Source organism: Paenibacillus sp. YPG26 (assembly GCF_023704175.1).
Classification (GTDB): domain Bacteria; phylum Bacillota; class Bacilli; order Paenibacillales; family Paenibacillaceae; genus Fontibacillus.
The window spans coordinates 1929261-1955029 of sequence record NZ_CP084530.1; the positions used below are offsets into that span (position 1 = coordinate 1929261).

The 25769-nt window shown below is 46.1% G+C and carries 28 protein-coding genes; 26 read left to right on the forward strand and 2 right to left on the reverse strand.

Annotated elements, in window-relative coordinates:
• Positions 1 to 98: 98 nt before the first annotated feature.
• From LDO05_RS09065 to lepB, 3 genes are all read left to right on the forward strand, one after another.
• Entirely contained in the window at positions 99 to 413 is a 315-nt protein-coding gene (locus LDO05_RS09065; RefSeq protein WP_251378509.1) for a hypothetical protein, read from the forward strand.
• Positions 413 to 577, forward strand: coding sequence for a hypothetical protein (locus tag LDO05_RS09070; protein ID WP_251378510.1), 165 nt, complete (start codon positions 413 to 415; stop codon positions 575 to 577). Before LDO05_RS09065 ends, LDO05_RS09070 begins: the two co-directional genes overlap by 1 nt.
• 104 nt (positions 578 to 681) lie before the next feature.
• Entirely contained in the window at positions 682 to 1227 is a 546-nt protein-coding gene (gene lepB, locus LDO05_RS09075; RefSeq protein WP_251378674.1) for a signal peptidase I, read from the forward strand.
• 77 nt (positions 1228 to 1304) lie between these two features.
• Here the strand turns inward: lepB and lexA are convergent, their stop codons facing one another.
• Positions 1305 to 1931 (reverse strand): transcriptional repressor LexA, encoded by a 627-nt coding sequence (gene lexA / locus LDO05_RS09080; protein ID WP_251378511.1) that lies wholly within the window; start codon positions 1929 to 1931, stop codon positions 1305 to 1307.
• A gap of 185 nt (positions 1932 to 2116) precedes the next feature.
• Here lexA and LDO05_RS09085 point away from each other — a divergent pair, with 185 nt between their 5' ends.
• The 6 genes from LDO05_RS09085 to LDO05_RS09110 all read left to right on the forward strand — a co-directional run bounded on the left by LDO05_RS09085 (position 2117) and on the right by LDO05_RS09110 (position 5629).
• Entirely contained in the window at positions 2117 to 2482 is a 366-nt protein-coding gene (locus LDO05_RS09085; RefSeq protein WP_251378512.1) for a LysM peptidoglycan-binding domain-containing protein, read from the forward strand.
• 125 nt (positions 2483 to 2607) lie between these two features.
• Complete coding sequence (locus LDO05_RS09090; protein WP_251378513.1) at positions 2608 to 2781, forward strand: DUF896 domain-containing protein; 174 nt, start codon at positions 2608 to 2610, stop codon at positions 2779 to 2781.
• Positions 2782 to 2872: 91 nt separating this feature from the next.
• Positions 2873 to 3865: an aldo/keto reductase gene (locus tag LDO05_RS09095; RefSeq protein ID WP_251378514.1), complete on the forward strand. Its 993-nt coding sequence runs from the start codon at positions 2873 to 2875 to the stop codon at positions 3863 to 3865.
• Between the two features lie 30 nt (positions 3866 to 3895).
• Positions 3896 to 4411: a hypothetical protein gene (locus LDO05_RS09100; protein ID WP_251378515.1), complete on the forward strand. Its 516-nt coding sequence runs from the start codon at positions 3896 to 3898 to the stop codon at positions 4409 to 4411.
• 16 nt (positions 4412 to 4427) lie between these two features.
• Complete coding sequence (locus tag LDO05_RS09105) at positions 4428 to 5234, forward strand: HAD family hydrolase (protein ID WP_251378516.1); 807 nt, start codon at positions 4428 to 4430, stop codon at positions 5232 to 5234.
• On the forward strand, positions 5231 to 5629 hold the full coding sequence (locus tag LDO05_RS09110) for a FixH family protein (RefSeq protein WP_251378517.1): 399 nt from the start codon (positions 5231 to 5233) through the stop codon (positions 5627 to 5629). Before LDO05_RS09105 ends, LDO05_RS09110 begins: the two co-directional genes overlap by 4 nt.
• A gap of 105 nt (positions 5630 to 5734) precedes the next feature.
• Here the strand turns inward: LDO05_RS09110 and LDO05_RS09115 are convergent, their stop codons facing one another.
• Positions 5735 to 6277 carry a 1,2-dihydroxy-3-keto-5-methylthiopentene dioxygenase gene (locus tag LDO05_RS09115; RefSeq protein ID WP_251378518.1) on the reverse strand — a complete coding sequence of 181 codons (543 nt, stop codon included), beginning with the start codon at positions 6275 to 6277 and terminating at the stop codon, positions 5735 to 5737.
• Between the two features lie 193 nt (positions 6278 to 6470).
• Here LDO05_RS09115 and metH point away from each other — a divergent pair, with 193 nt between their 5' ends.
• From metH to LDO05_RS09200, 17 genes are all read left to right on the forward strand, one after another.
• Entirely contained in the window at positions 6471 to 9911 is a 3441-nt protein-coding gene (gene metH / locus LDO05_RS09120) for a methionine synthase (protein WP_251378519.1), read from the forward strand.
• A gap of 97 nt (positions 9912 to 10008) precedes the next feature.
• Positions 10009 to 10953 carry a ribonuclease Z gene (gene rnz, locus LDO05_RS09125; RefSeq protein ID WP_251378675.1) on the forward strand — a complete coding sequence of 315 codons (945 nt, stop codon included), beginning with the start codon at positions 10009 to 10011 and terminating at the stop codon, positions 10951 to 10953.
• A 207-nt stretch (positions 10954 to 11160) separates the two neighbouring features.
• On the forward strand, positions 11161 to 11952 hold the full coding sequence (locus LDO05_RS09130) for a TIGR01457 family HAD-type hydrolase (RefSeq protein ID WP_251378520.1): 792 nt from the start codon (positions 11161 to 11163) through the stop codon (positions 11950 to 11952).
• A 26-nt stretch (positions 11953 to 11978) separates the two neighbouring features.
• On the forward strand, positions 11979 to 12794 hold the full coding sequence (locus LDO05_RS09135) for an Fpg/Nei family DNA glycosylase (RefSeq protein ID WP_251378676.1): 816 nt from the start codon (positions 11979 to 11981) through the stop codon (positions 12792 to 12794).
• Positions 12784 to 13638, forward strand: a complete 855-nt coding sequence (locus LDO05_RS09140; RefSeq protein WP_251378521.1) for a deoxyribonuclease IV — start codon at positions 12784 to 12786, stop codon at positions 13636 to 13638. Before LDO05_RS09135 ends, LDO05_RS09140 begins: the two co-directional genes overlap by 11 nt.
• Before the next feature lie 33 nt (positions 13639 to 13671).
• The gene (locus tag LDO05_RS09145) at positions 13672 to 14022 is read left to right on the forward strand and encodes a cyclic-phosphate processing receiver domain-containing protein (RefSeq protein WP_346657637.1); all 351 of its coding nucleotides are present in this window, start codon (positions 13672 to 13674) and stop codon (positions 14020 to 14022) included.
• Between the two features lie 48 nt (positions 14023 to 14070).
• Positions 14071 to 15135 carry an SAM-dependent methyltransferase gene (locus LDO05_RS09150; protein WP_251378522.1) on the forward strand — a complete coding sequence of 355 codons (1065 nt, stop codon included), beginning with the start codon at positions 14071 to 14073 and terminating at the stop codon, positions 15133 to 15135.
• A 186-nt stretch (positions 15136 to 15321) separates the two neighbouring features.
• On the forward strand, positions 15322 to 16836 hold the full coding sequence (locus LDO05_RS09155; RefSeq protein WP_251378523.1) for a protein kinase domain-containing protein: 1515 nt from the start codon (positions 15322 to 15324) through the stop codon (positions 16834 to 16836).
• The gene (locus tag LDO05_RS09160; RefSeq protein ID WP_251378524.1) at positions 16836 to 17723 is read left to right on the forward strand and encodes an SAF domain-containing protein; all 888 of its coding nucleotides are present in this window, start codon (positions 16836 to 16838) and stop codon (positions 17721 to 17723) included. The genes LDO05_RS09155 and LDO05_RS09160 overlap by 1 nt, the downstream gene beginning before the upstream one ends.
• 54 nt (positions 17724 to 17777) lie before the next feature.
• Positions 17778 to 18491, forward strand: a complete 714-nt coding sequence (locus tag LDO05_RS09165) for a hypothetical protein (protein WP_251378525.1) — start codon at positions 17778 to 17780, stop codon at positions 18489 to 18491.
• Positions 18488 to 19318 carry a P-loop NTPase family protein gene (locus LDO05_RS09170; RefSeq protein WP_251378526.1) on the forward strand — a complete coding sequence of 277 codons (831 nt, stop codon included), beginning with the start codon at positions 18488 to 18490 and terminating at the stop codon, positions 19316 to 19318. Before LDO05_RS09165 ends, LDO05_RS09170 begins: the two co-directional genes overlap by 4 nt.
• Positions 19319 to 21112 carry an ATPase, T2SS/T4P/T4SS family gene (locus tag LDO05_RS09175; RefSeq protein WP_251378527.1) on the forward strand — a complete coding sequence of 598 codons (1794 nt, stop codon included), beginning with the start codon at positions 19319 to 19321 and terminating at the stop codon, positions 21110 to 21112.
• Positions 21093 to 23174 carry a hypothetical protein gene (locus tag LDO05_RS09180; protein WP_251378528.1) on the forward strand — a complete coding sequence of 694 codons (2082 nt, stop codon included), beginning with the start codon at positions 21093 to 21095 and terminating at the stop codon, positions 23172 to 23174. Before LDO05_RS09175 ends, LDO05_RS09180 begins: the two co-directional genes overlap by 20 nt.
• Before the next feature lie 23 nt (positions 23175 to 23197).
• Positions 23198 to 23683 carry an ABC transporter permease gene (locus tag LDO05_RS09185; protein ID WP_251378529.1) on the forward strand — a complete coding sequence of 162 codons (486 nt, stop codon included), beginning with the start codon at positions 23198 to 23200 and terminating at the stop codon, positions 23681 to 23683.
• A complete protein-coding gene (locus LDO05_RS09190; RefSeq protein ID WP_251378530.1) occupies positions 23683 to 24081 on the forward strand; it encodes a hypothetical protein in 399 nt (132 codons plus the stop codon). Before LDO05_RS09185 ends, LDO05_RS09190 begins: the two co-directional genes overlap by 1 nt.
• 11 nt (positions 24082 to 24092) lie before the next feature.
• Complete coding sequence (locus tag LDO05_RS09195; protein WP_251378531.1) at positions 24093 to 24644, forward strand: hypothetical protein; 552 nt, start codon at positions 24093 to 24095, stop codon at positions 24642 to 24644.
• Positions 24631 to 25620: a hypothetical protein gene (locus LDO05_RS09200; RefSeq protein ID WP_251378532.1), complete on the forward strand. Its 990-nt coding sequence runs from the start codon at positions 24631 to 24633 to the stop codon at positions 25618 to 25620. Before LDO05_RS09195 ends, LDO05_RS09200 begins: the two co-directional genes overlap by 14 nt.
• Positions 25621 to 25769: the final 149 nt, after the last annotated feature.

Below are 25769 nucleotides of genomic sequence, written 5' to 3' on the forward strand. Positions count from 1 at the left end.
ATAGTCCTCAATAATTTTTAAGTAAATAGAGAATTGACTATCTCTCCTAATCTAGTAATAGCATACATTGTAATATACTCTATCGGACAGGAGGAAGGATGATGGAATCCGGTGAGCTATCAACCATTGAGAAGCTGCTGCCGCTTGCTGAGAAGTATGGTCTCGCGGTTCTTCTTACCTTTATCCTGCTTATGGTATTGATTGTCCTTGTTAGAATGATAATTAAGGGAGATTTGGTGCCAAGGAGACTGCTGGATAAAGCTGAAGAGGATCGGGATCGGCTGCAAGCGATTCTGGACAAGGAACGAGAAGAATTGTGGGAACCGGTACTGGATGTGTTCAAGAGTATTAAGAAGGTAGAAAAGAATGAGGGGAGTGATACCGCATGTGGTGGTACAGATGGATCGAACTAATGCTGCAGCAGCAACGAAGCAAGGAGGAGGACCTGCACCAAGCCTCGCGGCGGATCACCGTATCCATCGAGCGCTACAGAAGCTTGTCTCGCGAGATCCAGGCGGAGATAAGGAAGAATCATTTTGCTAAGCAGCTGATTTACCGCAATCATAATGAGAAATAACTAGGCAATAGAAGGATGAATAGGGGAAATTTGTATTAGTAAAATAGGAGATGATATACTTCCCTTAACAAGTTAAAGGGAGGTTGCTAACTACCGTGAAGCTGTTGAAAATTATTATTGGTTATATTCCCGCTATCGCCATTGCATTTGTTCTAAGTCTTTTTATTGGTATCTTTGTCTTCCAGCCCTATAAGGTTGACGGTCAATCGATGGAGCCGACACTGCAGGATGAGCAAAGAGCATACACCTCCAAGCTTGCCCGAACCTTCTCACACATGCCAGCTTATGAAGATATTGTTGTGATTGACAGCAGGGTGAACCGTGAGCGTTCATTCATGGACAATATTGTGGAGCACCCTTTGATCCAGCTGATAAATGGTACCACAAATGATCATATCTTCTTCATTAAGCGGGTGATCGGCAAGCCTGGGGATGTGATTGAAATTAAGAATCAACAGGTGTATCGAAACGGCGATGCTTTGGTTGAGCCTTATATCAAAGAGAAAATGAATCCTTCCGAAGACAGGAAATGGATTATTCCGGATAACCATATTTTTGTCTTAGGGGATAACAGGAATATTAGTAGGGATAGTAGAGAACTAGGCCCAATTCCATTTGATCACGTCATGGGTATTGAACAATTCAAATAGTATTATAAATAGTGAAAAGAGGATGCCCGAGCGGCATCCTCTTCTTTGTGGTTGTATGAAGGGAAGAATCAGGAAGGTTAATGAATGTCGCGAAACAGCCCGACGACTTTGCCCAGAATGGTAACATGCTTGAGGCGAAGAGGTTCGTACGTAGGGTTCTCGGGTTGAAGGCGAATATGGTCTTTCTCTTTGTAGAAGGTCTTCACTGTTGCCTCGTCATCTTCCGTCATAGCCACAACAATATCGCCATTCTCGGCGGTCTGTTGCTGACGAACGATAACAAAGTCACCATTATGGATACCTGCCTCGATCATGCTGTCGCCCATGACAGAGAGCATAAATACTTCTTTATCACTCACGAAATGGTTAGGGAGAGGGAAATAGTCTTCAATATTCTCTGTGGCTGTAATGGGTACGCCCGCTGTTACTTTACCGATAACAGGCACGCGCGCAACCGTATGTGCGAAGAGATTATAATTGTCTGCATCCTCTTGACCCAGCAGTTCAATTGCCCGCGGCTTGGTAGGGTCTCTTCTAATGAAACCTTTCTTCTCCAGCCTGTCCAGATGACCATGAACCGTGGAGCTGGAAGCTAGTCCAACTGCTTCTCCAATCTCTCTTACGGAGGGAGGGTAACCTTTCAATCTGACTTCATTTCTTATAAATTCAAGGATCGCCTGTTGGCGACTGGATACTTTAGACATATGATATCAACCCCATTTAGTAACGTTTGGAAAAATTATAACATAGAACTACCGTTCGTACAAACGTAAGTTCTAAATGGTTCTAAAATTAAAGCGAACAATTGTTCTAAAAAACTATTGAACGAAACAAGTGTTCGTGTTATATTAATTTCAGAAACAAGAACAAACGTTTGGAGTGAGAGAACATGTTAAGATATTCTACATACCAAAGTATTCATGAATCAATTCCTGCCGAGCCCAGCAGACATAAATTTAATTTGGAACACTTGATGTCCAAAGTCATATATGTTCGGGTTGCCGCCCTAGTATTACTCATCGCTGTAACCTGTACGGGGATGATTACAGCCTTTGCTTCCTCAAGCAACCATTCCGGTTCAACCGAGCTTCCTCAGGTCATCGTACAGCCTGGCGATTCTTTATGGAGCATTGCCTCCGCCCACAAGACGGACGACCAAGACATTCGGGACGTTATAAGTAGTATTAAAGAAGTGAACCAGCTGCCAACCAGTGAAATTCAAGCTGGGGATGTACTTGCAATCCCTGTGAATTGATCAATTGCTATAATCCAATCAGATTAACTGACAAGAGAGTTTTTCAAGGATTTGACATGCCTTGACAAGCTCTTTTTCTCATGTCAAAGTAAGAGTTAATGCCTTAACTGAAGGAGGAGTCACGCATGGATATTGATAGCTTGGTACAGCGCATCAACGAGCTTGCGCGTAAACATAAAGAGTCAGGACTGACTGAGGAAGAAACGGTTGAGAGAGCTGAGCTGCGGGAAATTTATCTGCAGAATATTCGCAGAAACTTCCGTCAACAATTGGATTCAATAGAAATTGTAGATAAATAATTAGTCCGGCCTTTGGCCGGAAGTACATACTTTCATTTAACTAACTTATTACATGGTGGACGATTTCATGATTTCAAGAGGGGGGCAAGTAATGAAGTACGCCTATCTAGGAACAAGTGGTCTGGCAGTGTCGAAGTTATGTTTGGGCACCATGACCTTCGGTGGGACAACCAGTGAGAAGGACTCTATGGCAATGATCCACCGGTTCCTTGATCTTGGAGGGAACTTTATTGATACCGCAGATGTATATACTGGCGGCCAATCAGAAGAAATTGTAGGTAATAGTATTCGTGACCGCAGATCAGAAGTTATTCTAGCCAGCAAGGTGAGGATGTCTACCGCTGGGCATGTGAACGGCCAAGGTGCCTCCCGCAAGCATATCATGGACGGCATTGAGGCAAGTCTGAGAAGGCTTGGAACAGATTATATCGATCTGTACCAAATTCATGTATGGGATCAAGCTACCCCGGTAGAGGAGACGCTTCGAGCACTTGATGATCTGGTCACATCAGGTAAAGTACGATATATTGGCTGTTCGAATTATTTATCCTGGCAGTTGATGAAGAGTCTGGCTGTGAGTGAGATGAGGGGCTGCGCCCGGTATGTGTCACTTCAGCAGCAATATAGTCTGCTTAATCGTGAGGCCGACAGAGAAATGATGTCTCTTTGTCTGGAAGAGAATGTGGGCATTATACCATGGGCACCTCTGGGCGGTGGATTCCTCACGAACCGGTATTCACGGGGACCAAAGCCAGATCAAGGGCGGCTCAGTGCGGCCAATGGCGGTGAGAGCTCGTGGGAATACAGGGCTACGGAGAAGAATTTTGACATCCTTGAGCAGGTGGTTAAGATCTCCGAGGAGGTCAATCGCACTCCTTCTCAGGTTGCCCTTAATTGGCTAATGGGTCATGAGGGAATCACTTCACCCATATTTGGAGCGAGTACGCTTGAGCAGTTCGATGAGAATATAGGTGCAGCGGATTTTGAGCTGGATGGTGAGCAGCGACGTCACCTTGATGAGGTAAGCTGTCTTCCAGACGAGTATCCTGGCCGCTTCATTCGAAAGTTCAAGAGACAGATTTAACAGCAGACAACCGAGGAGGAAAGTCGTAGTATGGCACGTTCATTTGAGAAACAAGTTGAGAAGAACAAACAAAGACTGCTTATGCAGCAGAAGAAGCAGGGGATTCAACCAGGTAAGATGGGCCTGAGTGGAGAAGGAGAAACATTCAAAGGCCGAAATTTCATTCTACCTTCAATTCTGATCCTGTTCGGGGTAATGTATGCTTCACTTGGCTTCATAGGAGGGGGCAGCGAAATTAATTCCTTCTTGTATTGGCTTACCATCGGTCTGTATATCATGCTGGGGGTTATCACCTTTATAAGGAAGCCGTATCTGAGAATTGGCAAGAATGCTCTGTATACCTCCAAATTCAACCGGGATCGCATGCTGTCCGCAGATAGTATCCAGAAGATTGTTCTAAGTCAGGGTTCTGTTACGATTGTACCTAAAGGCAGCGGTCAAAAGTGGATCTTCATGCGCTCCCGTAACAGATTCAATACCGAGGTAATGGGTGAGCGTCTGAGAGAATTTGGGAGAAATAACAAAATTACAGTAGAGAATCACTAATAAAAGGGGAATCACAATGTCAATTAAGGCCGTATGTTTTGATCTGGATGATACACTATTATGGGATGAGCGAAGTATAGCCGAAGCTTTTGAGTTCACATGCAAATCAGCAGCAGAGATCACAGGACTGGATGCCACGCAGCTGGAGGAAGCTGTTCGCAGGGAAGCGAGAGCTTTATATGAGTCCTACGAGACTTTCCCGTTCACCCAGATGATCGGGATTAATCCATTCGAAGGACTCTGGGGGAACTTCAATTCTGGTGTGAATTCGGACTTTCAAGCCATGGAGAAGATCGCTCCGGTCTACCGCAAAGAATCTTGGCACCGGGGGCTGCTTGCCCTAGGAGTTAACAATGAGGAGCTTGCAGGCCAGCTGGCTGAGCAATTTGGTGCTGAACGCCGGGCTCGCCCTCATATCTATGAGGAGACTTTCCAAGTGCTGAACGATCTTAAGGGCCAAGTGAAGCTGCTGCTGTTAACGAATGGCTGCCCTGCACTTCAACAGGAGAAGCTGGATGGCGTACCCGAGCTGGCTCCTTACTTCAATGAGATTATTATTTCGGGTTCCTTTGGTAAAGGAAAGCCGGACCGCGCTATTTTTGAACACGCATTGTCCCTGCTTGATGTGAAAGCCTCCGAGGCCCTGATGGTTGGTGACAAACTGACTACGGACATTAAGGGAGCTTTAAGTGCGGGCATTCATTCGGTATGGGTGAACCGCGATGGCAAGACGCGCTCAGACGAAATTATACCTGATTATGAGATCAAGCATTTATATGAATTACACGGAATTATTGACAGTTTGGGAGGTAGCGCTAGTTGAGATTACAACGCTTTGGGATAACGGCGTTAATCAGCTTAGTTCTAATAGTACTCTCTGGATGTGGCAGTGACTCCCATCATGAGGCTGCCGAGATGCCGCAACCGCTCGAAGTGAAGCTTACCGTTAACCCTTCAAGTGCGAAGATGAACGAGAAGGTTTCTTTTGAAGCGAAAGTGACTCAGAACGGGTCGAATGTGGATAATGCACAAGAAGTGACTTTTGAAATATGGAAAGATGGATCTGAGAATCACAGCAAAGTTACGGTACCTTCGGCGGGAGATGGCAAGTATGTTATGCTTAAGTCCTTCACTGAAGCAGGTAAGTATCATGTAATCTCTCATGTAACTGCTGATAGTCAGCACTCGATGCCCTCGGCAGAATTTGTTGTTAAATAAATATGAAGTATAGAATGTCATGTTAAAAAAGCTGTTTGCTATCATCCTGGGATGAGGCAAGCAGCTTTTTATTCATACTATTAAATATTAGCGAATCGCAGTTAGTTAAGCCTTCTGGAAGTTAGGATCTTCATAGGGATGAGCGATCCAGCCATTCTCCTCTACGAACAGACGAATGGCCACAACCTTGCGGTTGTCAGTCAGGGTGAAAAAGTGTACCGTGTTCTCTGGAACCGAGATCAGATCGCCTGGCAGCAGGTTAACATCAAAGTAACCTATTTCGTCCGATCCTTTGATCACGAAGGTTCCCGCACCACCAACGATGGCACGAATCTCATCTTCGGTATGTGTGTGAATCTGTTCGAACTTAGCTAGCAGTTCTTCAATATTGGGAGTCGCTTCCGATAGCGTGATAACATCCCAAGTGCGGTAGCCGCGGCGTGCAACCAAGTCTTGAATCTCCGTATCGAATGTAGCAAGCACTTCCGCTTTCTGCTCATCAGTAAGAGTGAAATTCTCCTGCAAATGGGCTGGCAGCTTGCTGATATCCCAGTGTTCATAAATTACTTCAAATTGATTTAGGAAATTGCGAACATTCTCTTCGCCTGAAATAATTTCGTTCGTTTTTCTAATTCTTATTTCCGCCATGGGATTACTCCCCTTTCATTGATATATAGTTAGGATTATAAACGATTACAGAGGGCGTGTCGACCCCTTATTTGGAAGGATGTCCTTAGATAAACAAGCGTTTTCATAGACACGGAAATGAATCCAATGCCTTTCCTAAAGCGTTTGATTCTGCTAAACTTAACTTTAGCGTTTTACAGGGGGGAATGAAATCTTGATTAAGCCAAGTCTGCAATCCAGAATGAGAGACAAAATATTGATTCTTGACGGGGCCATGGGAACCATGATTCAGCAAGAAGAGCTAAAACCCGAAGATTTCGGTGGAGAAGAGCTTGATGGTTGTAACGAGATGCTGGTTCTCACCCGTCCGGATGTAATCTCCCGAATTCATGAGAAATACCTTGAAGCGGGAGCCGACTTAATTGAGACTAATACTTTCGGGGCAGCCTCTGTTGTTCTGGCCGAATATGATATCCAAGATAAAGCCCGCGAGATTAACCTGGCAGCGGCCAAGCTAGCGGTTGATGCGGTTAATAAATACTCTACGCCTGAACACCCGCGTTATGCGGTGGGGGCTATGGGGCCAACGACCAAGACACTGTCCGTAACCGGCGGTGTGACTTTTGACGAGCTAATTGAAAGTTATGAAGAGCAGGCGGTGGCTCTGATTGAAGCTGGCGTAGATGCCATGCTGCTAGAGACATCCCAGGATACCTTGAATGTGAAGGCGGGAAGCATCGCTATACGTCGTGCATATGAGACTACGGGCATCACTCTGCCCCTAATGATCTCAGGAACGATCGAGCCGATGGGAACTACGCTTGCCGGACAGAACATAGAGGCGTTCTATGTCTCGCTTGAGCACTTGAATCCCGTCTCGGTGGGGCTTAACTGTGCCACGGGGCCAGAGTTCATGCGTGATCATATTCGTACCCTATCGGATATGGCGAGCACAGCCATCAGCTGTTATCCGAACGCGGGTCTGCCCGATGAGAACGGCAATTATCATGAATCTCCGGACTCTCTTGCTGCGAAAATGGCGGCTTTTGCCGAGAAAGGCTGGCTCAACATTGCGGGCGGCTGCTGCGGTACGACACCCGAGCATATCTATGCCATGTCTGAGAAAATGAAGCAGTACGAGCCTCGCCAAATGGATGAGGTATCCCATCCGCCGGCGATTTCCGGAATTGAACCTGTGTATATTGAATCGGATAACCGGCCTTACATGATTGGTGAGAGAACGAACGTTCTAGGTTCTAGAAAGTTCAAACGCCTAATTGTTGAAGGGAAGTACGAGGAGGCATCTGAAATTGCCCGTGCCCAGGTCAAAGGCGGTGCCCAGGTTATCGACGTCTGCGTACAGGATCCGGACCGCGACGAGACCGAGGACATTAAGAAGTTTCTGGAACTGGTAGTCAAAAAAGTAAAGGTGCCCCTGATGATCGATACCACCGATCCGGCTGTCATCGATCTCGCACTTAAATATTGTCAAGGCAAGTCAATAATTAACTCTATTAACCTTGAAGATGGTGAAGAGAAGTTCGAGCAGGTTACGCCTATTATTCATAAATATGGGGCTGCAATCGTAGTTGGTACAATTGATGAGCGCGGACAAGCCATCACGAGAGAAGACAAGCTGGAAGTTGCTGTACGATCGCATGATCTGCTTGTTAACAAATATGGTCTTCAAGCCGAAGATATCATATTTGATCCGCTTGTATTCCCGGTCGGAACAGGGGACGAGCAGTATATCGGCTCTGCTAAGGAGACGATTGAGGGAATTCGTCTGATCAAGGAGGCTCTACCTGCCTGCCATACTGTGCTCGGAATTAGTAATGTGTCCTTCGGTCTTCCAGAAGCCGGACGTGAAGTTCTGAACTCGGTATTCTTGTATGAATGCACCAAGGCGGGCCTGGATTATGCAATCGTGAATACGGAGAAGGTGGAACGATATGCTTCCATTCCTGAAGAGGAACGCAAGCTCGCCGAAGATCTCATTTATGATACTAATGATCAGACACTCGCTTCCTTTGTTGCAGCCTTCCGGAACAAGAAGGTTGAGAAGAAGGAGAAGATCAGCAATCTGTCGCTTGAAGAGAGACTCGCCTCTTATGTGGTGGAAGGAACTAAGGAAGGGCTGATTCCCGATCTGGAGCAGGCACTTGGCAGCTACACGGCCTTGGAGGTAATTAACGGGCCTCTTATGGCGGGAATGGAAGAGGTAGGACGCCTCTTCAATAACAATGAACTGATCGTTGCCGAGGTGCTTCAGAGCGCTGAGGTGATGAAGGCCTCTGTAGCTTATCTGGAGCCCTTCATGGAGAAGAATGAGTCCTCAGTTAAAGGGCGGATTATGCTTGCGACGGTGAAGGGCGATGTTCACGATATCGGAAAGAATTTGGTCGAGATCATCCTTTCCAACAACGGTTATGACATTGTCAATTTGGGTATAAAAGTACCACCGGAGCGTATAATCGAAGCTTTCCGGGAGCAGAAAGCCGATGCTATTGGTCTATCTGGACTTCTGGTTAAATCTGCTCAGCAGATGGTATCCACTGCCCAGGATCTGCGTAACGCCGGAATCGATGTGCCGATTATGGTGGGCGGTGCCGCCCTAACCCGGAAGTTCACCAAGACCCGCATCCGGCCTGAGTACAACGGGCTTGTAGTCTATGCGAAGGACGCCATGGACGGGCTGGACCTGGCTAACAAGCTGATGGATCCGAATTCCAGAGAGAAAATGCGCCTGGATTTTGAAGCAGAGAAAGAAGCAGGCGAGCAGGAAGTAGTTAAGACGGTTCTGCCTGAACTTACCCGCGCTGTCCGTTCCAATATCTCGCAAGATGCACCTGTATATTTGCCGCCAGATCTGGATCGTCATGTGATCAGGAATTATCCAATCAATCACATTATTCCCTATGTGAACATGCAGATGCTTTTGGGGCACCACCTTGGTTTGAGAGGCTCAGTAGAGCAGCTGCTCGCTTCCAAAGACCCTAAAGCAGTAGATCTCAAAGAAAAAGTGGATCAAGTCCTTCATGAAGCAGTGACCAATGAGATTATTCAAGCACATGCTTTATACCGTTTCTACCCGGCTCAATCCAGTGGGAATGATATTTTGATCTATGATCCTGAAGATCACACGAAAGTGCTTAAGACCTTCAGCTTCCCACGCCAGCGAGTGGAGCCGCACTTGTGCTTGTCTGACTATTTAAAGACTGTCGAGAGCGGCATAATGGATTACGTCGGCTTTTTGGTGGTGACTGCTGGCCACGGAGTAAGGGATCTGGCTGAGGAATGGAAGAACAAAGGCGATTACCTTCGTTCTCACGTGGTTCAAGCAACCGCACTTGAAATTGCTGAAGGTCTTGCAGAGCGGGTTCACCATATCATGAGAGACAGCTGGGGCTTCCCGGATCCAGCCGATATGACAATGAAGCAGCGTCACGGCGCAAGATATCAGGGCATTCGGGTCTCCTTCGGGTATCCTGCTTGTCCAGATCTTGAGCTGCAGGAGCCGTTGTTCGAACTGCTTAAGCCCCAAGATATAGGGGTTGAGCTTACAGAAGGGTTCATGATGGAGCCGGAGGCATCTGTCTCTGCACTCGTATTCGCCCATCCCGAAGCACAATATTTCAATGTAGAGAAAGCTTAAGCTGCACTAGTATAAAGATTGCTGCAAAAATCCTCCGGGTAACGGGGGATTTTTGCTAATTTGTAACTAACCAAGAATGCGGAAGAAGGTTGAGAAGATGGAACTCTACTTTATGGGAACCAACGCAGGTGTTCCTTCCCTGCAGCGTAATGTCACTTCCTTGGCCCTGCGAATGTACGAAGAGAGAAGATCATTCTGGCTCTTCGATTGTGGGGAAGGGACACAGCATCAAGTGCTGCGTTCACCGCTTAAGCTGAGCAAGCTGGAGAAAATTTTCATTACGCATCTGCATGGAGATCATTTATTTGGTCTTCCGGGTCTGTTATCAAGCCGCTCCTATCAAGGAGGGGACACTCCACTTGTCTTGTATGGCCCGAAAGGGCTTGAACAATATGTAAGAATGTCACTGGGCATTAGTGAGTCACATATTAATTATGAGCTGATTGTAAAGGAGCATAACGGGGGCCTTATTTTTGAGGATGATTCTATTCGTGTAGAGTCCGCACTGTTGGAGCACCGAATAGACAGCTATGGTTACCGTGTTACGGAGCTTGATAAGCCAGGCCGACTCGACTTTGAGGCACTTGCGAAGCTCGGAGTCAAGCCAGGGCCACTGTATGGAAAGCTCAAAAGGGGAGAGAGCATAGAGTCAGAATCGGGAACGGTTCATGCCAAAGATGTACTAGGTGTACCCAAAAAGGGAAGGGTCGTGACCATTCTTGGGGATACTAGACCTTGTAGTGCCGGAATCCAGCTAGCCAGAAATGCGGATGTGCTGGTCCATGAGGCTACATTCTCACATGAAATGGTTGAGACCGCATACAACTATTATCATAGTACAGCTGTTCAGGCGGCTGAGACGGCTTTGGCTGCGCAAGCCAGACAACTTGTTCTTACTCACTTCAGTTCCCGCTACAAGGACGATGAGCAGCTTGAGGTGCTGCTTGAAGAAGCAAGTACAGTATTCCCGAATACAAGGCTCGCGAAAGAACATGAGCTTGTGCCGGTATGGCGGAGTGAGCAGCGTGAACAGGAAATATAGATGAATTATTTTCCGGGAAAGCGCAGGAAATGACACTGGGCTGCAAAGTTTTTCTTCTTCTAAAAATATACGGTATCAGCCTTCGATAGAGTTCGACGCAAATGTGTACTATTTCTGGCGAGTGGCGGGATTAATGAATTTGCCCGCACCGCTGCTTTCTTTTACAATGGGAATAGTAATGGGAAGAAGATGAGGGAGAGAACAGATTTGAATGAGGCCTGGAAAGCTTTTTTAATTGATTTGGATGGAACTCTGTATCATGGAACACATATGATTCCTGGGGCAGATGAGCTGATACGCCGGCTAAATGAGAAGGGAATTCCTCTACTATTTGTCACGAACAATTCATCGCGCACGCCTGAGGATGTAGCTGTGCATTTAGAACATATGGGAATTGCGGCAGAGCCAGATCAGGTGTGTACATCGGCCGTGGCGGCCGCGCAGTATATTGCAGAGATCGCTCCAGGCTGCCGTGTGGCTGCTATAGGGGAAAAGGGACTGCTAACTGCTCTGGACCAGGCGGGATTACAGCTTACCCACGACCAGCCTGATTATGTGGTTCAAGGTATTGACCGTGCATTTACATATGATAAGTTGACAGAGGCTGCACGCTGGATATTTGGCGGTGCACAGTATATTTTGACGAATCCGGATCTGCTGCTGCCATCGCAGGACGGATTGCTTCCAGGAGCAGGGACTCTGTCGGCTGCAATCAGAGCAGCAACAGGTGCTGAGCCAGTAGTGATCGGCAAGCCTTCAGGCATATTGATGAAATTTGCAACAGATCGACTTGGACTGCGCGCTCAGGATGTGGCCGTTATCGGGGATAATATGCTTACAGATATTACTGCCGGTGTAAATGCCGGCTGCGGGACTATCTTAACCTTAACAGGAGTTACGACAGCTGAGAATCTGGATACCTTTCTGGCAAGTACGGGTGTGAAGCCGGATATGATATGTTCAGATCTCCATGAGCTCACACAGTTAATCACAAGATGAGATTGATGACGAAGGGAAGATGCATTATGCCGGAGCTTCCGGAGATGGACAATTACCGAATATTACTATCCCAGCTTATTCTTGACCGTCCCATCACACAGGTCGTGATTAACAGGGATAAATCAATTAATAAAGAACGAAATGTCTTCATCCAGGAGGTTACTGGGCGCCGTATTATCTTCATCGAGCGGCGCGGCAAGCATCTTCTATTCCATCTAGACAGCGGCCGCCGCCTGCTGCTGCATCTCATGCTGGGTGGATTGCTGTATCTTGGAACCGAAGAGGATAAACCTAATCGCAGTACCCAAGTGGAGCTTAGCTTTGGAGAGCAGACGTTGTATTTTATAGGTCTCCGTCTGGGTTATCTGCATCTGTATAGCGCCAAGGAGACGGATGAGTTCTTGGCAGATCTGGGTCCTGAGCTGATGGACAGGAGAATGGATCAGGACAAATTCATTCAGTTGTTCAGCAGACGGCGCGGCGCGCTCAAAAGTACGCTTGTGAACCAGCATGTCATTGCGGGAATTGGGAACTGCTATGCGGATGAAATAGCTTTTGAAGCTGAACTCAGGCCATCTGCCAAAATTCAGAATCTGTCCGGAGAGGATCTGGCGAGGATCTATCATGCGGCTAGGAAAGTATTTCATCATGCTACAGAGCATGGGGGCTACATGGAGCTTCCCTTAACTCATGAGGATAAACTCACCGGGGGATTTAATGAATTATGCCGGGTCTATGACCGGGAAGGGGAACCTTGTATCCGCTGCGACGGAGTAATCGAGAAAAGCGAGATTGGCGGTAGAAAAGTGTTCTACTGTCCGACATGTCAGCATGACAAGTAAGATCAAGATTGGCGGTCATCTTAGCATTCGCAGAGGTTACTATCAGGCTGCACAAGCAGCATCTGCCATGAATGCCGGCGCGTTTCAATATTTTCCAAAGAATCCACGGAGCTTGACCATTAAGCAGTATGACGCCCGGGACGCTGAGAGATGCAGGCAGTGGTGCAATGACAATGGGATAGTCTCTGTCGGTCATTCTCCGTACCCTAGCAATCTGGCTGTTAATTCGGAAGACGAACCCGCGGTGTATCGTAAAATTGTGGATTCCTTGCGCAATGATCTTGAGATTGCTGAGGCGTGCGGGTCGCTCGGGATAGTTGTTCATTTTGGCACATATAAGGCGGGTAACCCCTTACAGGGATATAAAAATGTTATACAATGTATTAACGAGATACTAAGCGGCTGGCAAGGGAATGCCAAGCTGCTCATTGAGAATCAGGCTGGCGATCATGGAGACATGGGCATGACGATGGAGGAAATGGTTCAAATCCGCAAATTATGCGAGGCCCCCGAACATATCGGCTTTTGCCTGGATACCTGCCATGCATTTGGCGCGGGAATATGGGGCGGAGCCGAGGATGATTCATTCGCAGCCAAAGGGAGAGAACTGGAATTCTGGGATCACGTGGTCGCTGTACATCTAAATGACTCCAAATATCCTTTTGGCTCACGAAAGGACCGGCATGAGCGGGTTGGCCAGGGCTTCATCGGTGAGACAGGGTTCCGTAAGCTGATTGCGATCGAAGAAATTAAAGATAAAGCCTTCATCTTCGAAAGCGAAACAGGGGATGATGGTACATACACATGGGATATGGAGCTGGTAAGACGTTGGTCTGAAGCTTAGCTGATTACGCATCTGGGGAAAGGAAGAACAAATGTGATCCACTTGTATATGGATGATATGCGGCGTTGTCCTGCGGGTTTCACCTTGGTACGAACAGGCCAGGAGTGTCTTGAAGTACTGCGTACAACTCAGGTTGATATCCTTTCACTCGATTACGATATGGGACCTGAGGGAATGACTGGTGGTGAGGTAGCGGCTGTTATGGCTAACGAGGGCTTGTTCGCTAGAGAAATCTATCTCCACACCTCCAGTCTGCAGGGAAAAATGAGCATGTACGAAACACTGTACACTTGCAAGCCTGAGGATGTCATTCTTCATAATGGTCCTATACCTTTTGACCGTCTGGATGAGATCGCTGATCAAGCAGCCAAGAAGACAAAATAAGCAGCGGCGTCTGTTACGCAAGTGCATTTTACTGGAGGTTAAGAGCTTTTGAATAGTCAAGACGAGTTAGAGAACGTAATACCTGGCGTGTCATCACGATTTATTTGCACGGCCAATCATGGGTTCGCCCCCTATGCCCAGGAGGAGTTAAGAAGAAAGTTTGGTTCTGTGAAAAGCACGGTTATCGTGCCGGGCGAGGTCTTCCTTGGAACACTGGAAGTATCCAGCCAAGAGGCGATTGAGAGGCTGCGCGTGGAGCAGCCTATCTTTCTAAGGCATATATTCCCGGTCCAGTACCAAATCGGCATTGTCGGCGGGGACAAAGAGAATGCTATGCTTCAATTAACTTCCTGTCTCAGGCATCTGCCAGAGCTGCGGGGGACACAGGTGACGGTTCAAGCACGCAAGGCCAGTCAAGATTCCTGGGAAGGGACTTCTACGGATCTGAAAGATGCGATTCAGGTGGGTCTTAATGAGTTTGTGCACGAATTTGTGGTAAAGGATGCGGAGCTGGTGGTCTCAGTTTTGGCTACAGACAAAGCTCTATATGCAGGCATTTCTTCTCCTAAAGACAATTTGTCGGATTGGAACGGTGGAGCTGTCAGATTTCAGAAGGAAGACAGTCAGATTTCCAGAGCCAAATTCAAGCTGTTGGAAGCTGAGCGTGTATTCGGGATTGATTTCAGCTCATTCACTGAAGCGCTTGATATTGGAGCCGCACCGGGAGGATGGACCTCGTTTCTGCTTGAAAGAGGCCTTCGGGTTACCGCAGTTGATCCTGCCAAGATGCATCCCTCATTGATGAGTTCGGACAGACTAACATATTTGAACAGGAATGCAGACAGTGTTAAATTTCGGGAAGAACAATTCGATTTGTTAGTATGTGACATGAGCTGGAGTCCTAAACTAACCGCTAAGCTGGTTACTGGTCTGCTGTACAGCCTAGTTCCTGGAGGAACAGCAATTGTTACTGTAAAGCTCTTGAGCAAGAAGCCGCTTGCGCTAATCAGAGAAGTAATGGACACGTTTGATAGGGCAAATATGCAGATCCAGAGAGCAAAGCAGCTGTTCCATAATCGCGATGAAATTACACTATATATGATTAAATATTAATGTCGTTAACTATTATTTTGTAAAATTTGCACTTTACTTAACGGCTTAGGTGTTCTATACTGATTCCAATATTATACAGTGACCACTTAGGGAAAGTATCCCAAGTATTCGTTTGGTTAGCACAACTAACTGACCGGAGCTTGGGACTTTCTCTTTTTTGTGTTGGTTTAGAGAGGAGAGGATCGAGTGCATTTTCCTTCAAAGCTTGAGCCGGGGAGCCTACTTGGGGGCAGATATCAGATCGAGAAGTGGATAGCAAGCGGGGGAATGAGCCATGTCTATTGTGCAGTGGATTTGAAGCTTCATGACAAGAAATGGGCTATCAAAGAAACCATGACGGTATCCGGGCAGAATGCCCGGCTGGAAGAGGAAGCCAGACTGCTCATCAGGCTGAACCATCCCCGATTGCCGCACGTTGTTGATTTTTTCCCGCCTGATGAGGAAGGTTATACCTATTTGGTCATGGACTTTATTGAAGGAGTTACGTTGGAGAATTATCTTGCGGGCTTGACCTGCCTGCCTTCAATCGAAATGGTTCTGCAAATTACCGGCCAGATATGCGAAGGTCTGGAGTACCTTCATACTTTTGACCCGCCCATTGTATACCGGGATTTAAAGCCAACGAATTTAATGATTGATCAAGCGGGCAGCCTGCGCTTTATTGATTTCGGAATTGCCAGGCAATTTAAGATGGATCAGCCGGAAGATACGGTGAAGCTGGGCACGGTTGGTTTTGCCGCACCTGAGCAGTATGGAGGTAAGCAGACTGATGCCAGAACGGATCTGTATTCACTGGGCGCGCTGCTCTTGTATTTAATCACAGGCGGCCAGCTGAGTGAGTGGAGGCCTGAAGTACAGCAGTTGCTTAAAGTTGATGCCAATCAGTCTAACACAACCGCTCTGCTAAAGGTTATAAAGAAGCTGCTGCAATATAAGCCTGAGGATCGTTATGTGTCAGTGAGTGAGGTCAGGAAGGCGCTCCAATCCGTAATCGTGCATCCTTCTTCTGATCGCACTCAGCTTGAGAAGTCAGAGTCCTCCAGAACAAAGGTTATTGCAGTTATCGGAGTCTCGGGAGGTGTTGGTACTACGCATACGGCAATCATGCTGGCTTATTCATTAATTACTCACTTTAAGGAAGTTACTTTGCTTGAGCTTACGGATAAATCGAGTGCGTTCGCAAGACTTCAGACTTCAGCTTCCAAACCAGGTGTAACCGGGGCTTTATCCGCGGAGAGAAGCTTCTCTATCGAAGGTGTTCATTACTGCCGGCGGCCGACCAGAATGGAAATGCTGGATATGATCTCAGGCGAGGGTGGATTGGTCATTCTGGATTTGGGGAGCGACCAGAGCAAAGAGACAATTGAAGAGTTTGTGAGGGCAGACATATCGCTTGTTGTGGGCTCCGCTGCAGCATGGAGATTCCAAGATATTGTATCCTTCTGCAGATTGTCAGCTTCTTACTCTAAAAGTAAATGGATTTACGCAATTCCATCGGCGCCAATGACGGTAATTCACCATCTGCGAAGGAAGCTGGGAACCTCTAGACTGCTTCCTATTCCACACGAGACGGATCCCTTTCAACCTTCTGAGGAGACTGTAGCAGCGATGGAGAATGTGTGCAGATCTATTATCAGCAGCGATAGGCCAACCCGTCTGTTCAAATTTGGTTTTAAGAGAATGTGGAGAGGAGGAGTTTGATGTTTAGGTTAAGACAAAGAACCCGGCATATGCTCTATGCGGCTCTGACGGGTGCAGGTATTGTTATGTTTGTGTTCATCGTGTATCTAGTTATAAGCCAGAACCATAATAAGCAATCCATGAATTTAATTGAACAAAAGTATGAGGGTGAGATTAACCGGCTTAAGGAGGGCAAGGCCAATCAGATGACGTCTGGCTGGATAACAGTCCGGGAGATAGGGGCAGGAGAGAAATTGCGGACAACTGATCTTGAGCAGAAGGATTTCCCGGCTGATCGGGTACCCAGCGATGCACTTCTTCAGAAGGACGATATTGAAGGGAAGATCACCAAGATAGCGTTAAAGTCCAAAACCTTGGTTACCGGATCAGTGCTCTATGAGGCGGAAGCAGCTAGTAATGATCTGCGGAATCGTGAGATTAGCTTCGTGAAAATTCCCGCGGTTCTGAAGTCAAAAGATGTAATTGATGTAAGAATTCAGTTCCCGACAGGCCAGGACTACATTATTTTATCGAAGAAGAAAGTGAAAGATCTAAAGACTACCACCATGACATTAACCTTGACTGAGTCAGAAATCCTGTCTTTATCCAGTGCGGTAGTTGACGCTTATTTACATAAAGCATCTATTTATGCACTTACATATGTCGAGCCTGAGCTTCAGATGTCCGCTATCCCGACCTATCCGGCAAATGATGAGGTGCTTAAGCTGATCTCCAAAGACCCGAATATCTTAAGGCGTGCGGAGCAAGGGCTCAGTCACACATCAAGGGCGCTATTGGAGAAAGACTTGAGCGCTCTAACTCCACAGTCAGCTACTGAATTTGAAGGGAAGCAAGTGGAATATTTACAGTCTGCGCAGCAGACGGATCAGAATACTCAAGTAAAATAAAGCTTCGATTATGAAGATGAAGACCGGGCATTAAACATATACGGAGGGATAAGAGTGAAACACTGGATTTTTGCCGGCGTTAGTGATAAGCGGGAACTGCTGTTGTACCTGAGTAAAATACTTACTAGTAATGGGCAGAGAGTTCTGCTTGTAGATGCTACGGAACAATCTAAGTACAAGTATTCGATTGGTGTGCATGACAACGAAATGCGGTTAACTGAATTTTGCGGGATTGATGTCGCTTCAGGGTATGAGAGTGCGCTTGAACTGTTTAGCGATCTGGATAGCCACGGGGAGTCAGAGCTGTCTTATGATTACATCTTGTTTGACCTGGAAGATCCAGCTTTCTGTGGTCAGGATATTTGGGTAGAAGCAGATGCTGTTGTCTGGGTGACCAGCTTCGAGAGGTACGCCTTGGAGAAGAGCAGAGAGCAGTTCTCTGAGCTGCTGGGTCGGTATCCTCAATTACAAGGAATGAAGATTAGAAGAGTATATGTTCAGAGTGTAGACAGCCGCTTAAGTGAGCCCTACATCCGAAGCTTTGTCAGCAGTCTGCCGTTTGCGTGGCAAGAGGATTTCATTGAAATGCCATGGGATGAGGCGAATGTGGCCGTTCACATAGAAAGTGAGCATGCCCGGACAATTGGATTCAATAGGGTAACCCGGGCATATAAAAATGCTCTGAAAGAGCTGCTGGAGCAGTTAACTGAATGGGATAAGCCTCATACCCGCAAACTGCTGCGTTACGCTGAAAGGAGGAGAGCATGACAACAATCGCTTTCTGGGACTATGGTCAGGCCGGAACCTCAGAGGTTGCAGTGCCTCTCGCTGTGATAACAAGTCTGGATTATCGAATCCGAATTTTGCTTACTCAGACAGGCACGAGGAGAACCGGAATCGGAGAGGCATTTAAAGAAAATAAAAGTTACCCATCAAATGTGCTTGTTGCAAGCTCGAATCAGCAGGGAATCGACTCATTAATGCGTCTATCTGCCAGCGGGATCCTGGACAGGCACAATATTGCGGACTACACGATTCCGCTAGTACAAGACAGACTGGATATGGCCCCGGGGCCGGAATTTGGAGAAGCGGGTCTAGCAAGATATCACGAAGCCCAGTTCAATCATCTGCTTGGAGTTGCCAATGAAAGGTATGAACTTGTGCTGGTGGATTCCCCTGGGAGCGGAACCTTTAATGAATTGACAATGAAGGCCGGGCAGGTAACGGTGATACTGCTCAGGCAAAATACAAGGCTGCTTGAGACTTATTTTGAAGAGGCTAAGTATAATCCACTGATTACGAACAAGCCGCATGTGCTTGTCATTAACGATTATGATGCCGACCAGCATTGTTCTATTTCCAATATCAGACGAAGATACGGCTGCAAGGCGCCATTAATCGGAATCCCGTATAGCCGGGAAATGGCCGATGCCTGGAATTCCCGTGAGGTGATTGCTTTCTTTAGGAGGAACTATGATGTTAACCGGAGAAACGTGCCAGTCTCGAAGTATATGGGTGCCATTAGGCAGTTAAGCCAAAAAGTAATGGAGCTCGCGGATATTCAGCAAATCCCTAACTCAGGAAGGGGGGCTTAAATGGCTTCTGGAATAAATGCGGTAGCTATTGGGGTTATAGGATTGTTCGTTCTATTATTCGTAATTCTCAAAGTCTTCGTACCGAGCCGGAGTCAACATGAGACGGTTCATCAAGAGGAACGATTTACTTTGAATGCACTTATTCAGTCTATTAAACAAAGTCTTCATGAACTCAGCCGGACAAGAGTGGATGACTGGAAATATGGAGAGGAAGAATACCGTAGAATCTCTAACCAAAGAACAGAGCTGAGAAAAGCATTAAAGGGCTGCGTATCCGGGGATTATTCAGATAAGGAATATGTGAAGCTGTATATTGCGGATCTTCTTCAGACCTCATACGGTATTGATTCTATAACGATTAACAAGATCATTCCCTTTGAGGAGCTCCATTTATTATCCATACAGGATCGGTTTGAAATCCTGCTGTACTTGTACAAATCTAGTCATGGGGAGAATGCCATCAGCACCCTTATCGAGAAATATGAGCTGGATAAGGTAAGAACCTCATCGGACGGTGATGATCAGGTATTTGAGATTACGGCGGAAGATATCGACTATGTTTTTTGTCTTGAGAATCGTCCCCTCTTGTTCCAGGAGAAGCTGGACATTGTTGTCCAAAGGATCTATCAGCAGTATAAGGGGTTCTCTGTAGCCGATGAACTGCGTGACCAAAGAATAGATGGAGTAAGCGGCGGTGTAAGTGGGGTTCCCGAGCAAGACTGCCGTAGGGGGATCAGACAGGACTTTGAAGTGGCAGGTTATGACACTCAGCTTCGTAAGGGACCATGTCATGGGCCGAAGAATTATGAAAGCCTATGGATCTTTTACAAAGGAAAATCAATACATCTTCCCTTTCTGTCGTTCGGGAGTGAAAGTGAACTGAAGCGAGTCTGTCAGAATATATACAAGTACAATCTCCCAGGTCAACTCTCCGAATCCAGCGGTTATAAAGTGAACGAGATGAAGGATGGTTCAAGGGTAGTCGTTGTAAGACCTCCTTTTTCGGAGTCTTGGGCATTTTTTGTAAGAAAGTTCGATGTCAAATCTGCTGTACTTGCTCAGTTGATTAAAGACGAGAATGCCGAGCTGCCGATTGAACTCCTGAAATATCTAATGAAAGGCGGCAGAATCACAGCGATTACAGGAGCACAAGGCTCGGGGAAGACTACCCTGCTTATGGCCATGGTCAAACATATTTATGCATCCTATACCCTCCGTGTTCAGGAAATGTCTTTCGAGCTCCATCTAAGAAGCTTGTACAGCAAACGCAACATACTCAGCTTCAAGGAGACCGATTATATTAGCGGCCAAGCCGGCCTGGATCTTCAGAAGAAGACAGACGGGGCAGTGAACATTCTGGGCGAAGTGGCAACAGATGAAGTTGCTACGTGGATGATTCAAATGGCGCAGGTGGCGAGCCTGTTCACGATTTTCACCCATCATGCCAAGACATTCGATGACCTCATTCAGTCATTACGGAATTCCCTGCTTAAATCCGGGATGTTCCGGGATGAACGCATGGCCGAAAGGCAGGTTCTGAGTGTAATTAATTTCAATATCCATCTGCGCGCAGATCTCAATGGAAATCGGTACATCGAACGGATTACCGAATGTGTGAATAGCAACCGTGACAAAGGGAGAAACATTATCGAATTTCATAATGGTCGTTATGTATTGGTTAACTCTTTATCCAGCCACAGTATTCAGGAAATGACGGGACAAATGACTTCTGAAGACGCAAGCAGCTTCCGGACTTTTGTTAGCACTTATTGGGGTGAACACATTGGAGCTTAAGCAGTGGCTGATATGGATTGGAATAGGATCGGGAGTGGGCTTCTTAAGTTTGATCATAGCTTTAAGAGTGATACATAGAAATGAGCAGACGAGCGAAGGGTATTTTGCTTTTACAAAGCCGGCTGCATCCAGTAGCTGGGTTCATCGGTACAAAGTGTGGATGCTGATCTGTTATCAGAACAGTATGAAGGTTCCTGTATTACGTACATACATTCATAAGATTCGCAAAAGAATAGCCGGTGTGAACATCCATAATGAATTTGACTTAAGAATACATACCATGACAGCGGCCCTGTGTATATTGGGAACCTATGGATTCAGCATCACCATATTGTACAGTCTGAATCCGGATTTTATTTATCTATTGACACTAATTCTTACAGCGATCATTCTGAATAGCATGTTTCTGGACTCATATATCCATCGTTTGGAGAAAAAGCTGCTGCTTCAGATGGTTGATTACTTCACAGAGGTCAGACACGCCTACCACCGTCACGGCATAGTAGAGGAAGCTTTGTATGATGCTGCAGAAATTGCGGAAGAAGAAATTGCGAGACACGGATTCGCTATAGCAGACGCGCTGGTCTCAACAAATCCGGCTGATGAGCTCGACAAGTATTATGAGACTTCACCCAGCCGTTTTCTTAAGTCGTTTGCGGGAATCTCGTTTTTAATTATGGAGTATGGGGATAAGGTTAAGAAAGAGGGCTCTATTTATTTAAAGGCACTGAGCAGCCTGACCCAGGAAATCCATCTGGATATTATACGCCGCAATAAACTTGATTATTTATTAAAAGGGCTGCACTTTATTGCACTAATTCCTGTTTTTTTCACAAAACCGATTGAACTTTGGGCGAGAAGAAGCTTCCCATTAATGGAAGACTACTATTTAGGTAAGTATGGGCTGCTGACCAAAATCGTAATATATGTCATTATCATTCTTGCTTACATAATGCTTCAGAAATTAACAGGTGTTGAAGAAAAAAATTATGTTCCCAAACCTGGAAGGGCAGGCTGGGAGCAGACATTATATGAGAATTCAAAATCTGGAAAGCTGGTAAACCTATTTATCCCCGGATCTCATACCATTAGCTACTTGAAAATGTCGGAACTGCTAAGGGACACCAATCATCCGCTAAAGGTGGAATGGATGTATATCCGGCGCATTGTGCTATTTATCGGTGCTGTTCTAATCACACTCGGCTGCACTATCTTCCTGCATTCAAGTGAAAAGGCCCGGATTGTATCCGAGAGTCCCAGGGAATCTATCATGCTCGGCTCAAGTTCTCGAGCAGAATCAACACAACATAACAAGGTACGTGAACAAGATCGCAAGTGGATCAATAGACTTAACGGTTCGGGCTCAGCTGTTAGTTATGAGCAGGTATCAAGGATAGTGGCAACGGATGCGGACAAGAATCTAACTGAAGAGCAGCTAAAAGCAATTGTTAGCAGAATAATGGACAAATTCAACCGGCTGAATCATGAATACTTGAAATGGTGGGAAGTTCTCTTATCGCTTGGAATAGGATGGCTTGGATATTGCTGCCCACTATGGATGCTCTACTTCCAAAGACGAATCAGAGCCATGGATATGAAGCACGAGGTGTACCAGTTCCAGACCATGATTACAATTCTTAGGGAGCTTGAAAGGATATCTGTAGAGGAAATATTGGAATGGATGCATGCTTATTCAGTGATCTTTAGAACACCCATCGAGAAATGCCTGCTTCATTACGAACATGGGGCAGAGGCTTCCCTTCAATCCATGAAAGAAGAATCGGCTCTTCCGGAGTTCACCAGACTCACGGAGAAGCTGCTGCTGGCGGTTGAGAAGATTCCGATTGCGCAGGCTTTCGATGATTTGGAGAGTGAGATGGCTTTTCGATTTGAGCAGAGGCGGCTGGATTACGAGAAAATGCTGGAGACTAAGGCAGGGCTTGGGCGGGTGATCGGCTTCACTCCTATGTATGCACTCATATTTATGTATCTCGTTATACCTCTGATCTGGATGAGCTTTACTCAGATGAGTCAATATTACGATCAAATTCAAAAAATCTAATTAAATTTGGAGGTTTATTTCTCATGAATAACGCGTCTACAGCACTTAAAGTTGCAGCAGGTATTTTCCTGACTATTGCCTTGATTACGATTGTCGTCATTCTATTTATTTCGGCTCAAGAGGCAACCAAGACAGCCCAGAATAACTTCTCAGATATTCAGACCGAGCTTGCTCAAGCCTCATTCACGGTATATGACGATACTTCGATAAGCGGTTCCCAGGTAGTCAACGCGATTAGAAAATACAAAGGGAAAGACCAATTTGGAATTAAAGTTCTAACCGGGAAGAATCAAAGCGGAGTATGGTACGGATCCTCTTTGAACACTACGGATGTTACTGACGGTGCTTATGGATCGGTGACAGGTAAAAGCGCTACTGAGGTCACCAAATCCTGGGATGAAACAGATCCCAACTATGTGAACCCGAGTGGCAAATTCAAGGCTCAAGTCGTTAAAGACAGCTCCAACGTCGTTCGCGGCTTAATCTTTGTGCAAAGCACGGCCAGATAATGACGGAGACAACAAAAAAGCTGCTGTGGTTATCCGCAGGTCTGGCCCTATGGATTACCGCATTGGTCTATGGCTGGGCAGGAGTTTCTCTTAGCAGCCAAGCTCTAGACCATGCTTCGGCGATTGCAGAATCGCAGAATCGTAGTATTACCAAGAGCTCAAATATGGATTCGGTTGAGACATATACCGGAGCACAGGTTCTTGTATTAATGCAAGACCGTCATAAAGAAAATCCTGATGTTAATGTTGAATTTGAAGGTCGGCTGTATCCTGTTCAAGCTGAAGCTGGAGGGGATTTTCCATCCAGCGAGATCAGCGTAACAAGCACATATAAAGTAGAGTATGGCAGGGATTCAACAGGTAAGCTTGAGCAGATCAGTTTTACTAAATTAAATTAAGGGGCAAAGATATGATTAACTCTCTGTCCAAAGTACTTGCGGCCTTGCTTGCCGTACTGCTGCTCTATTTCGTACCTGCTGTGCAGCATGCCCAAACCCAGAAGGAGATAACCTATTTAACCGTCAATCACAGTTTGACTGAGTTTGTGGATTCTGTTAGAAATAAGGGCTACATTTCTCCGGTGATGTATGAAGACTTTCGGAAGGAGCTTGGAGCATCCGGCGGCCATTTCGAGGTTGAGCTTGAGCACCAGCATAAGAAGTACCATCCTGAGTATACAGATCCTTCGAATGCTTCAACATTTTTGAATGATTATAGTGTTCAGTATGAAGGCCACTATATGGATGAAATGGAGAGCAGCCTGTATACGGACACTTCACAGGATAAGGACAGCAGCAAGCGTAAGTATTATATGCAAATGGGTGACTACTTCATGGTAAGTATTCAGCGGAAGGACCAAAGTCAATGGAGCATCCTGACAAGTATACTGTATGGTTCAGAGCCGGAGATCGAAGATGGCCCGCTTCATTATGGAGGTATGGTCTTGAATGAAGATTACTGATCTTGCGGTGTTGTTCATTCTAATAATGGGACCCTTCTTATGGATAACCTCAGTACACAGCCAGGATAGGATCGAAGCTCAGCGGCTAAGCAGCCGCTATACCGCTGCTCTAAGAGCAGCGGTACAGGATGGGGCAAGCCAGCTCGATGACAATGAGCTCCAGAGGTATGAGGCTGGGTACGCCTCGGACAAGCATTTTCGCGCTAACCGGGATTTGGCGCTTAAGACCATGCTTCATACTCTATATCTCAATTTTGGAATAGGAGAAGATCCTGCAGCGCAGCGGACATTTATGCACTATATTCCCTCTATAGTGGTTCTTGACTATGATGGTTATTACATCTATCAGTTCAGCGATTATACAGGAGCATTTCATGAGCCTCTTGCCGACTTTAAATGGGGCGTGAAGAAGCCATATGCTTACGCGGACAAGCAGGGGAACGTAATCCATTTCACACTTGATCATTATGTTACAGTATACGATGCCGCATATGGCAAATGGTTGGATGGGCCGCTCGCAGAAATATCAGAGGTAAGCAGTGTCCCTTTGTTAGATCACGAAGATGTGTATGAAGCTAAAAGGCGGACTGTTATCGTTCAGAGTATTGAGGAAGACTTGGAGAAAACGATCAATAGACATAATATGTACACATCGAAATTGGGCATGGCTTATCAGTTCACATTGCCGGACATTTCAGGTGAGGATTGGAATAACACGCTTGATGATATCGGAATTATGCTCTTTCTACAGGGAATTCCCGTTGGGGATAAATACTATAACAATTATGCCTTGGGAGGCGCCAGGCTGGTGAAGCGGCCTGTCATTTACGGCGGAATCAACCAGGCTAATGGAATCAAATACTATTACAGGGACTCAACCGAATCCGGGTTTAAGCTTGAAGAGGTATTTACGAGTGAACGGGAAGCAGCGGCCAAGGGTTACTTTGAGTACAATGTCTTCAATAAGGAACCATGATATAACACTTTGCGGCATAAGTAATAATAAGTTAGTTGTTTATAAGATAAATTAAATTTTGTTTCAGTTATTTCGGGAATGCTCCCTCTTATGCTAAAATAAATTCTTGAATGTCTATAACGATTATTGAATTTATTAAATATATAAGA